We start from the raw sequence: 14,200 nt of genomic DNA, 5'->3' as shown, positions 1-14,200 counted from the left end.
TTTCGTTTTATGGGTTTTCTTCGAAGAACAATATTTATTTTTTAAGACCATGTTAATTGAAGTTAAAATGTTGATAATAATAGTAACAGCTGGCGAAATAATCAGTCGAGTGATTGATGGTATCAAACCAGAGAGTGTTTATTTTTCCGAACAAGACGGTCATCGAGGCGCTATTATGGTAGTTGAAGTTCCTGATGCATCTGCAATTCTATCTATACTAAACCTTGGCTTTTAAATTTTGAAGCCAATTGCGAGTTTAGAATAGCGATGACTCCTGATGATTTAATGCGAGCTAACCTCACTAAACTTGCTGAAAAGTGGAGTGATGTTGTTCATACGTGATTTGAATGATGTCTAGTCCTTTTGAGTACACTTTACATAATTAATGTTTTCTTCCATAACGATCTGTTTTGTGTATCGCTATTTCAGGACGGGACATGAAAATAAAATGGAGTGACCTTATGTCAAATAAGGTGGGTTTTTTATTCGTAAATTAAGAATTTATAAAAATTTCGACCTGTTTGGTTTTGTATTTTCAAATTCATTGATGTCAATGCTGAAAAGATTAGGCGAAGGATATTTAGAATAATAGTTTTCAATGTAGCCGCCAAGTAAATACAATTTGTTTTCCGAAAAATAAAGCTTGGAGGCTTTCATAGGTAAATTGATTAAGTATTCCTTTAGTTGTTTTGTGATTGTATTGTAGGTGTATATTTTTTCGTTTTCAAAAAAGTATATTATTCCATCGTTTTGAGTAATTGCAGGATTTCTTACTCCAAAAAACAACTCGCCTTCCGTTTTCCATTTTTCGGTGAGTAAATCAAAACTTTCCACCGCTGACAAGGGTTTTGTGTTAAAACCTCCAATCAGATATATTTTGTCTTTAATCAGGATTCCGTTGGTTTCTTTAGCTGTGGGCATATTTGCTAATTCATACCAATAGCCAGAATTTATATCATAGGAATGAACTTTATTAGAGTATTCTTTTGATCCACTTTCTTTCATTTTTATAGAGCCCCCCATAATAATTATGGTGCTTTTATGGGTAAACGAAGCAAATTCGGAAGCCTGATGAGGATTAGTATTGTCAACGATAATGGTGTTTTTGCTTATATCATACACTTCAATTTTATCATCCAGATATTCAAATACTCCATTTACTGAAATTTTTTTGCCTCCCAGAACATAAATTTTGTCGTTGTATTCGTTTAAATTATGATAGGCTCTTTTTCTAAATTTTATTTTAGAGATTTCCCATTTATCTGTTTTTATGTCATAAATCAGTAGGTTTCCTTTATACGATTGGCCTGAAAATTGAAAACTGAGTTCTCTAAGGTAGTCTTCCATTGTAGGATCGGGCTTTTCATATTGGACTTTTTTCCAAGCGTCGGTTTTAGACGAAGCGTCACCTCCAATCACATAGATTTTGTTGTCTTTTAAAATTGAGCCAAAAGCTGAGATCGCATATTTTGCAGCGGCTAATTTTCTAAAGGCTATTTTTGATTTTAATTGTTTATTCGCGGAAAGCGTAAGGCCGTCTAAATATTCTATTTTTTCATTGAGAAAAATCGAAAATTCATTTTTCTGCAATTGAGAGAGGCTAATGTTTTTTGAGGTGTATCTAATGTGAGAAAAGGATATTGAATCTTTTTCTTGGAATTCTTTAGGAATGTTTAGATTAAATTTTCCCTTTTCATCAGTTAAGGTACTCGTGTTAAATTGCGTGAGCAATACATTAACATCTTCAATGGGCAGATTACTTTTTTTATCCATTACACTACCTTTTATATTTTGTGCAAAGGAAAATATCGGATAGAAAAATAAAATTAAAATTATTTTTTTCAAAGTATATTTTTATTTAGAGCTTGTTAATAGTTTAAAATTACTCTTATTTTTCAAGTAATACGCGTTTTGCGTGACTAATTTTTAGCAGGAATTTATTGATTTGTTTATAATGAGTTATTGAAAAAGTCTTTTTTAAAAAGCTAATCCTGCTCTGTGCTACAAACTTTTTCTCAGGAAAAATAGCCAATTCCGCTTCAAAAGGCTTTCCACTCACATCAGGGCTACAAATCAAAAATCAGAATTTCAATTCGCATTTGTTGATTTGGAACGAAAAAAAATTTCGAAAAAGAAAAGAGACTAAAGCTGAAAATAGGGGCGAAATTCAAAAAAAAAGGCTAAATTTTGTTTTTTGAACGTTAAAATTAAAAAAAAGACTGTGTTTTTTGATTAAATCATTTATATTAGCTTTTCAGAAAATTTAATTTTTTAAAGAAGCCTTTTATGATTGTTTTTAGAATCAATTTTCTTTATAATTTTTATTTTCAGCCCAACAATACAAAGTAGGATTGTACGGCATTACTATTTCAGCTGTTTTTGCAATTGAAATAAAAATCAACTAGAATTTAAAATGAACACATGCTGAACCTCTTTTTTTGAAAGAGATAAGGAATTTTTTTACAATTTTTTGAATAGAACAGTAAAAAGCAACCCATAGCGAGATTTAATAATTATATCCCGAAATCGCTGTGTAGAATAAAATGGGGTAAGTAATTTGAAATAAATGAATATGAGTTTAAGATTAATTGTAACATTGTTTTTATTGAATAGTATCGTTCTTTTTTCTCAGGAAAATATCACGAAGCACACCATTGTAAAAGGAGAAACTATTTCTAGCATAGCTGAGAAATATGAAGTTAAACAAAGTGCTATTCTAAAATTAAATCCAAAAGCTAAAAATCTTTTAAAACTCAATTCTATTTTATTGATTCCTAGTTCATCTACAAAAAATACAAATTCTAAAATTGCCACAAATTATTCTGGAAAAGAGCATGAAGTACAGCCTAAAGAAACACTTTACGGAATTGCAAAAATATACAGAATTAGTTTAAAAGAATTGAATCAGGCTAATCCGGCAATAGAATCATCCGGATTGAGAATTGGTCAAAAAATTGTTATACCTGGAAATGCATCTTCAACAACTGAGTCTTCATCAGTTTCTCCATCAAATCAAACTTCCCCGAAAAAGGAATTAGAAATTGTCCCTAAACCAAGTGAAGCTGTAAGCCCAACGACAGAGGAAATCAGGAGGAAAGTTTTGCCAAAGGAAACGAAATATTCTATTGCAAAACAATACGGAATCGCTGTTAAGGAATTAGACAGAGCAAATCCAACATTAGAAGGTAAAGCGCTTAGAGCAGGTCAGCAAATCACTATTCCTGCAAATACATCTGCAACCATCGAAATAAAAGACATCATTCAAGAAAGCAAAGAGTTTCCTAAAAAAGAAGAAATTGCAATTACCTCCCAATCAAACACCATTTTACCAAATTTAGAAAATTCCGTAATTTCTGAACAAAAAACGGATGTTGAAACCGTAGACAACACCATAATTTCTCAAACTAATACAGTCGAAAATGCTGTTACCTCCGAGATTGTTCGCGAAGTATTGCCAAAAGAAACTAAATATGCCATTGCAAAACAATATGGAATTTCCGTACAGGAATTAGAAAAACAAAATCCAGGTATTAAGAATAGACTTCCTATAGGCTATAAATTGAATATTCGTGTGAATAATTTGCCTGCACAAAAAAGCATTGCTATAAGTAAAGATTCTGATAGTGGAATTATAACTAACAAGACTGAATTTAATAATTTTGCAAAACCAACTTTTGATCATGATTTTTTAGATCAATTGATAGAACGTGCTTCAGAGAATATAGGATCGCGTTATCGTACCGGAGGAACTACAAAATCCGGGTTTGATTGTTCAGGTTTAATGTGTACTACTTTTGGCGCATTTGATATTAAACTTCCTAGGACATCACGTGAACAGTCTGGTTTTGGGACCAAAGTCAATACAGAAGAAGCCCAAAAAGGTGATTTGATTTTCTTTAAGACTAACGGCAGAAGCCAAATCAACCACGTGGGTATGGTTGTTGAAGTTTGCGAAGGTGAAATTAAGTTTATTCACTCTTCGGTTAGTAACGGTGTAATTATATCTTCTACAAAAGAAAAATATTACGAAAAGAATTTTAGTCAAATAAATAGAGTTGTACAATAATTCCAAAAATTAGACTTTTCAAAAAATAGTAAAGTTTTATCTGTTTTTACTAAATTTATGAATGTTGCAACGGATTAAGTTCCATTTTCTAAAAGTTCATCCCATTTTCTATATCTTCATTGTTTTGGTTGTTTCTTAACTGAAAAGCCAAATGATTAATTTCCTTTCCTACTTTTAATTCAGTCAGAAGTTATATTATTGTCAGTTTTAGAATTGATGTAAAGAGACACGTATTAATATTTTTTAATATCTTATATGTTTTAGTATTCACAATCCCACTGTGAAGTACAAAAAATTAATATCTGTCTGAATATTTAATTGGAAAAACTGATTTTGTCTTATTAAATAAATTTTATTTAAAGAATCATACTAAAATTTAATTTTTAGCAAGAATATTATTTATTGTTTTAATCCATTCGTCCATACTACCAATATTGGTATTTATAGCAACGCTATTATTGTTATACGGTTCGTATGTTTTTTGATTTTGACCTGAAAACAGTCCTACTGTTGGAGTTAAAGAAGCGCTGGCCAAATGCATAATTCCACTATCTGCACCGATAAAAATTTCGGTATTAGCAATTACGGATGCAATTTCACGAATGTCTTTACTATAAAAAGTTGTTGCTTTAAACCCTATTTGTGAAATGTTTTCAACTGGTAAAACTTCAATAATATTATAATCATTTGCGTATTCTAATTTTAATTTTTCATAAAATTCTTCCCACCAGGATTTTGAATAGCATTTATCACCAGTTGCATATGTAAATATGGAAATGGTTTTTTTGTCATTTTTGACTAGTTCTTTAACTGTTTTTTCACCTTCAGCAATTTCTAAAGCGTTTAATTTGAGATTCAATGACGGAACTGGATTTTCGGTTGCTTTAAACCCTAACTTGGTTAAAAAACTTCTAAATTCATACACCGGGTATTTTGCGATATGCTGATAATCGGCGTATTTTAATTCCATTTCCGTATCTGAACTACCGAAAAACTTATATTTTGCATCAGCAAATTTTGTAGACAAACGTCCTGATGAAGAATTTTTGGAAACATTAAGAACAATATCATAACGTTGCTTTTTTATTTTTATCCAAACCTGAAAGTAACTGATTAAGTGATTAAAAGGTTTTTTAGGGAGCTCAATAATGGAATCAATGTTTTTGTAATTTTGAAATATAATTGGCGCTAAACCGCCTTTTACAAATAAATCAATTTTACAATCAGGAAATGTTCTTTCAATCTCTTGAACCAAAGGAGTTATTAATAACAGATTTCCCAATCTATGATTTGGCCTGGAAATTAAAATTCTTTTGATTTCAATTTTTTGACTCAAATCATAATTTTGCTTCTTATGTGAATTACCAATATGCTTGGTTAGTCCATGCGTCACAATTCTTCGGTAGACATTTATTTTTTGTAAGATGCTCATGTTTGGAAATCTAGTATAGTGTTGAACCTATTTTTAGTTAGAAATTAAAGTTGATTAGGGATTTTTTTAATTAGTGATGTTAAATCCAAAATGTACTTCTTTACTCGGCAAATGTACAATTTAGATCGAAATAATGCAGTTTCTTGTCTTTAATATAATAGGATCTTAAGTTGTGCTTAAAAATATCCGGGTTTTATAGGTGCTGTTTATGAAATTCAGCAAAAATGTATGCCAAAGGATTGTAATTAAGATTCGCTCTTATAGAATTTTTTTTATTTTTTTGTCAAAGTAAATTTTCCCCCGCCTTGTTTTAAAATCATCTGCTTTTCATTTGGTTTGAATTCTAATTTTATTCCTGCCATTTTAAATTCAAAATTGTTTTTTTCAGTAGGTTCCAGTGGAAAGGCAGATTGACCTGTTGCCTGTGCAAAAAGTTTAGTATTTTGTTTTGTAATGGTAATTTTCATTGGAAATCCAGCATCTGAATACTCCCCTAAATAAGGATCTAAATCCTCGCTTTTTAGCGCAATAGTTTTAAAAGTTGGAATTGTAAACGGTTTGTTGTTGTACGTACTCAAAGCGGCAATCATGATGTCATTATTGTCATAAGTTCTGCCGTTAGAGGTTAATGCAACAGCTAATTTGTCTTCTGGGAAATACGCTAATGATGATCTGAATTCATCAATACCTCCTGTATGGCCAAAGCTTTTCTTCTCATAAAATGGATATTGGAAAATCCCCATTCCGTAGTTGTCTTGCTGCGTTGTCATTTGCTTCAGACTGCTTTCTGAGATTATGGCATTGGTGAAAAGCTTTTCAATAAACAACGTCAAATCCTGTGGATTAGAAACCACTGCGCCAGCTCCCATTGGGATCGACATATCCGTTTCCGGTTCTTTTTTCCATTTTTCAGAAAATGAATAGGAATTGCTTTCGTTGTTTTGAATATTAATTTTGCTTCCTACATAGGTGTTTTTTAAGCCTAATGGTTTTACAATTTTATCGTTCAATATGGTTTTGAATGGCTTTTTATAGGTTTTCTCAAGAATGTAACTCAATAAAACATAATTGGAATTGCTGTAATCGGCTTTGCTGTTGGGTTCAAAAATACTTTTTCCTTTGGCAATTATTTCCACCATTTCTTTTTCAGATTTCGGTTGGGTGTTGTAGTTCATGTATTCCGGAGCACTGGTAAAATTATGAATGCCACTTCGGTGATTTAGTAGATTACCAACGGTTATTTTATTGGCATTTTCGATGGTTCGGAAAAAAGTTTCAATGGTTTGATTCAACGATAATTTTTTCTCTTCAATCGCTTTAAATATTAATGCCGAAGTAAACATTTTTGAAATTGATCCCACACGGTATTTGGATAAATTACTTGCTTTTTTATTGCTTTCAATGTCATCCATTCCAATGGATTTCGAATAAAGTAGTGTTCCGTTTTGTGACAAGGCAATGCTTCCCATGAATTTATCTTTGGCTTCCAAAATCTGAAATAAACTGTCTAGTTTGGCGACGTTCATTTTTTGAGCGTAGCCTGTTCCAACTAGGAATCCAAAAAATAAGGTGATTGCGATTTTCTTTGTCATGAGAGTTTGATTAATGGGTTGGTTTAAAGTTCTAAAAATAGTCAATTATTTGTTTAGTAGATTGATTATTTGATGCTGATTGTTCGTTCAGAAAAGAGTGTATTTTTGGAAAGTCTTACCCAATCAAATTTCCTCGATATCGGGTTACACAAAATAGAATTAATGTAAATTACGATTTGGAATCATAAAAAAGCACAGCAATGCAAAAAGGTCCTGAAATATTTTGCAATCTTTGAACTCTAAAAATTAAAAAGCATTATGAGCAAGACTAAACTAACAATCAATCGCAATGGATCTATAAAAATAGAAGGCGATTTTGAAATAACAGACTGCGAAGGAAAAACATACGGATTAGAAGGAAGAACCGCTCTAGGTCTTTGCCGTTGCGGATTATCCGTAAACAAACCTTTTTGTGATGGTTCCCACCGCAATGGTTTTGAGCATGAATCAGCTGCATTTGACTTGCCTCCAATGAAAACGAAGTAATATCGTTTTCTGATTCGATTAAATATGAAAAGCTAAATCCTAAAGATTTAGCTTTACTGTTTATTATTTGAACCAATTAAAATCAATGGTTTATTCGCTGAATGTACTGCTATTCAAATATCACTTATTTTTCAAACTGCTGATAATTGCCATCACATCTTGATCGCCTAATCCTTCTTGTTCTGCTGCTGCATAACTGTCGTACAAAGGATGAATCAACGGGGAATCGAGTCCGGCTTCTTTGGCCAGTCTTAAATCTTTGACTAAATGTTTCAAAGCAAATGCTGCCGGATAGGAATCGTTAAGAATAGAAGGTGTTTTTATATTCGTGATTCCGTTTCCACAAGCACCTTGATTGATGATGTTGAGCATGTCTTCTTTGCTTACGCCATTTTTCTCGGCAAATAAAACCGTTTCGGCTATGCCTTGAAGATTCAATCCTAATAAGTAATTGATGGCCAATTTAGCCGAACTTGCCACGCCAGGTTCGCCAACATGAATCGCAATTTTACCCAAAACGTCAAATATGGGTTTTACTAATTCGTAATCTTCAGTTGAAGCACCCACAAGAATAACCAGCGTTCCGTCTTGTGCCGGTTTTACACTTCCAGAAACGGGAGCGTCTATAAAATGTACTTTATGTTGTTTGCAAATGGTGTTTAAATAACGCGAGGTTTCCGGAGCAACCGTACTCATGTTGATGATGGTTTTGCCAGGATTGGATTTAGACAATAAACCTGATGGTCCCTCAAAAACTTCTTTGATAGCTGCGTCATTGGACAGCATGGTCAAAACGATGTCGCAAGTTTCCATTAGTTCTTGCGAACTGCTTGCTGATTTTGCTCCTCCAGCCAGTAATGGCGCTTCTTTCTCTTTGGTACGATTGAAAACAGTTACTTCAAAACCTGCTTTGAGTAGGTTCATCACCATTGGATTTCCCATGTTGCCAAGACCTGTCCATCCTAATTTTAATGTATTCATAGTTTTTGTGTTATTTATATTATTTTGCTCATTCTGGGCACAGTTTGCAAAACTGCGCGAACGATTGTGGCATATCAGCGCGGTCGGGATTACCAGCAGTAATTAATTTAAAGTTCATCTAAATTTATTTTTCTTTCTATATATTTTATTAATTTGTTTGTGAAAAAAGCTAAATCACCTCCTTTTGTTTTTTCGATAAAACCACTAATATCATCAAAATTCCAATTTAACAAATCTTTATCTTTTGCTTCTATGTTTAGGCTTTTTATTTCTGTGATAGCCTTCTCTCTTTCGGCGTCATTAAAGTTAGTATTAAGTCTATTTATTATATCTAATACCATCAAAATAATTAGATATTTTTCACTAACTATTAGTTTGCGATATTGTTCGTTAAATACAGTCAATGACTTTTGAAGTATTATTGTTGTTTCATAGTAGTTCATTAAATCGCCTTCTTCAATTTTCTCATTTTGAAGTTTTGCCTCTATTAACTTCAATGCTCCTTTGTAACTATGTTTAGCTAATGTAAATTTATCTCTTTTATAAAAAAATCTTCCTGAAATGAAATAATATGTCTCCGTGTTAATTGATTTACCCCCAATATCAATGGTAGATTTTGAATCATCCTCACTAATTCCTGATTCAATGTATGCTTTATAGACATATAATTCTGAAGATAGCGGGTTATTAGAAATACCGTTAGATAAAATACTTATTGCTTCTTCGGTCTTTCCAATCTTGTTTTTTAAGTCGGCAATTCTAATGTAGCATCTTTCTATTTTGTAATTACTATCAATTAATACTTGAAGTATCTCAATTGCAGATTGTTCTTTTCCAATCTCTCCTAAAAATGTTGCTTTTGAAAAATTAAAGCTGTTCGAAAGCTCAGGTTCATTTTCTTTGAAATGGTTAATTGCCTTGTCAAAGAAATTTGTTGTATCGTTAATTCTGTTTTCGTGCCTTAATAGCTTTATTAATTCATTATAGTAGTCAGCTTTATCCGGATTAATTCCTAACAAACTGATATAATCTTCAATTGCACGATCAAAACTGTTTAGCTTTTTAAGAATATCAATTCTATTAGTATAATAAAGTTCCTTTTTGTTGGAATTTTCAATAGCCTTATTCAGAGATTCTAATGCATCTAATAAGTTGTCTTTAGCTTTGTATTTTAATGCTATATTGTTATAGGCTGATGAATCAGTAGGATTAATTTCTAATTGTTTTTTGTAATTTTTAATTGCATTATCATTGTCTTTTAATTCAGAATATTCAAATCCCAAATACCAATAAGCTTCTTTATGTAAAGGCACTTTATCAACTAATTTTTCAAGGAGTAAAATAGCTTCTTTATGCATATTTTTCTCTCTTAATATTTTTGCTTTTGAAAAAAGAATTTCTGGATCATCAGGTATACCAACGTTTTCAAAGAATTCAAGCCTTTTTTCTAGTAACTCAATTGTCTTGTTAGTCTGCTGCTCAACTGAAAGGCTTTGAATTTCTTCAGTCTTTTTTTCTGCAGCCTCTTTAATTTTCGAAGTTTCAATTGCTATGTCACTTAAAAGTTTATCTTTAATGAGTTGAATTAATTTATCATATTCACTTTGTAACAACTTCTTTTTGTCATCAATTAAGATATCAAATTCCGTTTTTTTTCGTTTACATAGCCCTTTGCGTCTTCAAGTGTTTTAATTGCATCTTTTCTTCTGTTTTGTGATCTTAAACTTTCGAAACCTATATAAATTCCAGCTAATGCAATTAATAGTCCAAAAATGGACGCAACAATTCCTGTAAAAGTTAGATAATTATTAAGTCTGTCATTAGTTTGTTGATACTGGATGGTAAGATTGTCATATTGTTTTTGAATGTTTTGATTATCATATCCCATCTTTTCAATTTTTTCTTGCAACTTTTTATAATCAGCTTTGTTCTCTTTGGTTTGTCCAATTGTCTGCGTGATAAATGTCGTAATAAGTAAAAATATTAGTGCCTTTTTCATAATTATTTGTTGTAGTTTTTTTTTGCTTTTATTGCTGCAAACTAGTATAGGCGAAACTTTATTTCGTTTTTATATTTTCTCAAATATATTAAATTTTTCTTACAATTTTTATTGAAAAGAATAAACGTTATAGTTATTTCGGTTTGCGTGAGGGAGGGAAGCGGCATCCTTTATTTTCTTTCTTTAAGAAAATAAAGATACAGCGTACCGCCCGACCCAAAGTAGCGAGGAGGGACGACAAAGCTGCTGCAGGGTCACGCCCAAAGGAACAATCTCACTTTTTTCGTCCTTTTTATGAAATTTCTAAAAAAAGTATATCTTTAGCCAACTAAAACCAAAACCCCAAAACAAAAAATATGGAAGACCAAAAACCAGACGATTTTAAAAGAGAATTAGGATTACTTGACGGAACAATGCTTGTGGTGGGTTCTATGATAGGTTCCGGGATATTTATTGTAAGCTCGGATATGGTTCGGCAGTTGGGATCGGCCGGTTGGTTGATTGCTATGTGGGTGCTTACGGGCGCCATTACGGTGATTGCCGCCGTGAGTTATGGCGAGTTGAGCGCGATGTTTCCTAAAGCGGGTGGTCAATATGTGTACATTAAGGAAGCGTACGGGAAACTGGTGGGTTTCTTGTACGGTTGGAGCTTTTTTGCCGTGATTCAAACCGGTACTATTGCCGCCGTGGGTGTGGCTTTTGCTAAATTTGCCGCCTATTTGTACGCGCCTTTAAGTGATAAAAATATTTTATATGAGATTGGGGATTTCAAACTCAATGCGGCTCAGATTGTTTCTATTTTTACTATTATTTTGTTGAGTTACATTAATAGTCGCGGGGTGAAAAATTCTAAGATTTTACAAACGGTTCTGACGGTTATCAAAATTTTATCGTTGGCAGGTTTGATTATTTTTGGTTTTATGGCTGCCAAAGCGGAAGTTTGGGATGCGAACTGGACCAATGCCTGGACGTCACAAACACTAAATGTAGAAACGGGCTCTTGGTTGCCTATTAGCGGAACGGCTTTGATATCTGGAATTTCGGCAGCATTAGTAGGTTCTATGTTCTCCAGTGTGGCTTGGGAAGGAGTCACTTTTATCGCCGGTGAAATAAAAAATCCAAAACGAAATGTGGGATTGAGTTTGTTTTTAGGAACCTTGATTGTAAGTGTAATTTATATTTTGGCTAATATCATGTACTTGGCTGTTGTGCCTTTGTATGATATTGCTACAGCCGAATCGGATCGTGTGGCTGTTGTGGCTTCGCAAAGTATTTTTGGTTCGGTGGGAACACTAATTATCGCTGTGATGATTATGATTTCAACTTTTGCCTGCAACAACGGATTGATTATGGCGGGTGCGAGAGTGTATTATACGATGGCGCAAGACGGTGTTTTTTTCAAGAAAGCCGCTGAATTGAATCATGCCAGTGTTCCTGCTTGGTCTATTTGGGCTCAGTGTATCTGGGCTTCGGCGTTATGTCTTACTGGGAAATACGGAGATTTATTGGATTTTGTGGTTATCATCGTTTTGATATTTTACATCCTTACGATCCTAGGAATATTTATTCTTCGCAAGAAAATGCCAAATGCCGAAAGACCGTATAAAGCTTTTGGATATCCATTTTTGCCGGGATTGTATCTAATTATCGCCACAGCAATTTGTATTGCTTTGTTGTATACTAAAACCAGCACCAGTGGGTGGGGTGTTTTGATTATGCTGATTGGTATTCCGGTTTATTATTTGACAAAAGCTAAGGAGTAGTTTTTTTAATTATGAGTTATGAATTTTTGGATGTTAAATCGAATTTTCAAATATTACTTTTTTAGAAATCAGTGAAAATCCGTTTAATCCGCGTCATCTGCGTTCCAATTTGGTAGAATAACAAAAAACATAAAACAAAAAAAATCCGTCTCGTTTTGATAACGCGACGGATTTTCTATTGAATTCAGGTTGGGTTGCGGTTGTCTTAAATTTAAAACTAAGGAGACTAAAAACTAAAACTAAAAAAAATACAACTGCAAGCCACAACCTGTAAATGGTAGGCTAGTAATACGTAAAACGTCTTACTTTGGCAATGTATTTTGCTAATCGGATTACTTGGTGGCTATAACCATATTCGTTATCGTACCAAATGTATAACACGATGTTTTTTCCGTCTTTTGAAACAATTGTGGCATTACTGTCATAAATAGCAGGCTGCGATGTACCGATGATATCCGAAGAAACCAACTCGTTATTCATGGAATATTTTATTTGCTCCACCAATTCGCCTTCCAATGCATATTTCTTCATGATGGCATTGATTTCTTCAACCGAAGTTGTTCTTGAAACTTCCAGATTCAAAACGACCAATGAACCATTAGGAACCGGCACACGAATCGCATTTGAGGTTAATTTTCCTTCCAATGAAGGCAATGCTTTTGCAACAGCACTTCCGGCACCCGTTTCGGTAATCACCATATTTAAGGCTGCAGCTCTTCCACGACGGTATTTTTTGTGCATATTATCCACAAGATTCTGGTCGTTGGTATAGGCATGGATGGTCTCCAAATGTCCTTTGACAACTCCTAAGGTATCTTCAACAGCTTTCAAGATTGGCGTGATAGCATTTGTAGTACACGATGCCGCCGAAAAAATGTTGATTTCATCCGGATTATATTCGTTTTGATTTACACCATGAACAATATTAGGAACTCCTTTTCCGGGAGCGGTAAGCAATACTTTATCGGTACCTTTAGAAACTAAATGTCTGCTCAAAGCTTCATGTGTGGTGAAAGCACCCGTATTGTCAATAACCAAAGCATTATCAATTCCGTAATGTGTATAATCAATTTCTTCAGGACCGTTTGCCGTAATGACATGAACGGTGGTTCCGTTGATAATCAAAGCATTATTTTCAGGGTCAGCAGTTACGGATCCTTGAAAATCACCATGAATAGAATCGTATCGCAACAAGGAAGCTCTTTTTTCAAGAGAAGTAGCATCATTTTTATCGCGTGTTACGATAGCGCGTAATCGCAATTGACTTCCTTTCCCAGTTTTCGACATTAATTCTCTGGCTAATAAACGACCAATACGCCCAAAACCATACAGCACCACATCTTTTGGATGAATTTCCTCTGAGTTTTTGGCGTTTTTTAATTTGTCAATTACAAAATACTTTGCGTCTGGATATTTTTCATCTTCTAAACGGTATTCATACGTAAGTTTTCCAATATCTAATTTTGCAGGAGGTAAATTCAATTCTAAAATAGCTTTTGCAATTTTAACAGAATCAAAGATAGAAATGGGTTTGCCCACAAATTCTCCGGCATATTCATGCAGGTTGATGATGTCACTGACATTTCGGTCAATTAATTGATTGCGAAATAAGACCATCTCAATGGATTTATCGTACCATAAATCGCTGATGATTTTAATCAGTTTTACTCCCGCACGTCGCCTGTCGGCTTGAAAAGAAACTTCTTTTTCGTATAAAGTTGTGGTGTCCATGTTGAAAATTTAATGAAAATAAGTTAGTGTATTTTTTAAAATTTGGCGCAAAATTACCCATTTCAATCGATTTCGTAAGCTATTTTGTGATTTATTTATAAAATAAAAAAGCCATCTTGTTTTTTAAGATGGCTTTAGTTTTTGAAAAAA

At 33.2% G+C, this 14,200-nt stretch carries 11 protein-coding genes; 4 read left to right on the top strand and 7 right to left on the bottom strand.

What is annotated here, in order from left to right; translation table 11 throughout:
* Positions 1–49 precede the first annotated feature (49 nt).
* Positions 50–235: a hypothetical protein gene (locus BMX64_RS15615; protein WP_091164725.1), complete on the top strand. Its 186-nt coding sequence runs from the start codon at positions 50–52 to the stop codon at positions 233–235.
* Positions 236–501: 266 nt separating this feature from the next.
* On the opposite strand, the gene BMX64_RS00630 is transcribed toward BMX64_RS15615, so the two are convergent.
* On the bottom strand, positions 502–1,845 hold the full coding sequence (locus BMX64_RS00630) for a Kelch repeat-containing protein (protein WP_262987356.1): 1,344 nt from the start codon (positions 1,843–1,845) through the stop codon (positions 502–504).
* A gap of 727 nt (positions 1,846–2,572) precedes the next feature.
* Here BMX64_RS00630 and BMX64_RS00625 point away from each other — a divergent pair.
* Positions 2,573–4,066, top strand: coding sequence for a C40 family peptidase (locus BMX64_RS00625; protein ID WP_091164717.1), 1,494 nt, complete (start codon positions 2,573–2,575; stop codon positions 4,064–4,066).
* A 376-nt stretch (positions 4,067–4,442) separates the two neighbouring features.
* Here BMX64_RS00625 and BMX64_RS00620 read toward each other — a convergent pair whose 3' ends face one another.
* The gene (locus BMX64_RS00620; RefSeq protein WP_091164714.1) at positions 4,443–5,498 is read right to left on the bottom strand and encodes a glycosyltransferase family 9 protein; all 1,056 of its coding nucleotides are present in this window, start codon (positions 5,496–5,498) and stop codon (positions 4,443–4,445) included.
* Positions 5,499–5,770: 272 nt separating this feature from the next.
* Positions 5,771–7,090 carry a serine hydrolase domain-containing protein gene (locus tag BMX64_RS00615; protein WP_091164710.1) on the bottom strand — a complete coding sequence of 440 codons (1,320 nt, stop codon included), beginning with the start codon at positions 7,088–7,090 and terminating at the stop codon, positions 5,771–5,773.
* A 258-nt stretch (positions 7,091–7,348) separates the two neighbouring features.
* On the opposite strand from BMX64_RS00615, the gene BMX64_RS00610 reads away from it, so the two are divergent.
* Positions 7,349–7,576: a CDGSH iron-sulfur domain-containing protein gene (locus BMX64_RS00610; protein WP_091164708.1), complete on the top strand. Its 228-nt coding sequence runs from the start codon at positions 7,349–7,351 to the stop codon at positions 7,574–7,576.
* A 120-nt stretch (positions 7,577–7,696) separates the two neighbouring features.
* Here BMX64_RS00610 and BMX64_RS00605 read toward each other — a convergent pair whose 3' ends face one another.
* The 3 genes from BMX64_RS00605 to BMX64_RS00595 all read right to left on the bottom strand — a co-directional run bounded on the left by BMX64_RS00605 (position 7,697) and on the right by BMX64_RS00595 (position 10,556).
* Entirely contained in the window at positions 7,697–8,575 is an 879-nt protein-coding gene (locus tag BMX64_RS00605) for an NAD(P)-dependent oxidoreductase (protein ID WP_262987359.1), read from the bottom strand.
* 89 nt (positions 8,576–8,664) lie between these two features.
* Positions 8,665–10,170, bottom strand: a complete 1,506-nt coding sequence (locus tag BMX64_RS00600) for a tetratricopeptide repeat protein (RefSeq protein ID WP_091164700.1) — start codon at positions 10,168–10,170, stop codon at positions 8,665–8,667.
* A gap of 17 nt (positions 10,171–10,187) precedes the next feature.
* Positions 10,188–10,556, bottom strand: a complete 369-nt coding sequence (locus BMX64_RS00595; RefSeq protein WP_091164697.1) for a hypothetical protein — start codon at positions 10,554–10,556, stop codon at positions 10,188–10,190.
* Between the two features lie 356 nt (positions 10,557–10,912).
* Here BMX64_RS00595 and BMX64_RS00590 point away from each other — a divergent pair, with 356 nt between their 5' ends.
* On the top strand, positions 10,913–12,319 hold the full coding sequence (locus tag BMX64_RS00590; protein WP_091164695.1) for an APC family permease: 1,407 nt from the start codon (positions 10,913–10,915) through the stop codon (positions 12,317–12,319).
* A gap of 282 nt (positions 12,320–12,601) precedes the next feature.
* On the opposite strand, the gene BMX64_RS00585 is transcribed toward BMX64_RS00590, so the two are convergent.
* A complete protein-coding gene (locus BMX64_RS00585; protein WP_091164692.1) occupies positions 12,602–14,050 on the bottom strand; it encodes a glyceraldehyde-3-phosphate dehydrogenase in 1,449 nt (482 codons plus the stop codon).
* Positions 14,051–14,200: the final 150 nt, after the last annotated feature.

It is taken from the genome of Flavobacterium sinopsychrotolerans (genome assembly GCF_900110375.1).
Lineage (GTDB): Bacteria > Bacteroidota > Bacteroidia > Flavobacteriales > Flavobacteriaceae > Flavobacterium > Flavobacterium sinopsychrotolerans.
This window is presented reverse-complemented; position numbering and strand designations above follow the sequence as displayed.

What these genes read in the sequence shown, in the direction of transcription:
- BMX64_RS00620 (WP_091164714.1), bottom strand. Translation starts at nt 5,498, where the DNA reads ATGAGCATCTTACAAAAAATAAATGTCTACCGAAGAATTGTGACGCAT.
- BMX64_RS00610 (WP_091164708.1), top strand. Translation starts at nt 7,349, where the DNA reads ATGAGCAAGACTAAACTAACAATCAATCGCAATGGATCTATAAAAATA.
- BMX64_RS00625 (WP_091164717.1), top strand. Translation starts at nt 2,573, where the DNA reads ATGAGTTTAAGATTAATTGTAACATTGTTTTTATTGAATAGTATCGTT.
- BMX64_RS00615 (WP_091164710.1), bottom strand. Translation starts at nt 7,090, where the DNA reads ATGACAAAGAAAATCGCAATCACCTTATTTTTTGGATTCCTAGTTGGA.
- BMX64_RS15615 (WP_091164725.1), top strand. Translation starts at nt 50, where the DNA reads ATGTTAATTGAAGTTAAAATGTTGATAATAATAGTAACAGCTGGCGAA.
- BMX64_RS00585 (WP_091164692.1), bottom strand. Translation starts at nt 14,050, where the DNA reads ATGGACACCACAACTTTATACGAAAAAGAAGTTTCTTTTCAAGCCGAC.
- BMX64_RS00590 (WP_091164695.1), top strand. Translation starts at nt 10,913, where the DNA reads ATGGAAGACCAAAAACCAGACGATTTTAAAAGAGAATTAGGATTACTT.
- BMX64_RS00595 (WP_091164697.1), bottom strand. Translation starts at nt 10,556, where the DNA reads ATGAAAAAGGCACTAATATTTTTACTTATTACGACATTTATCACGCAG.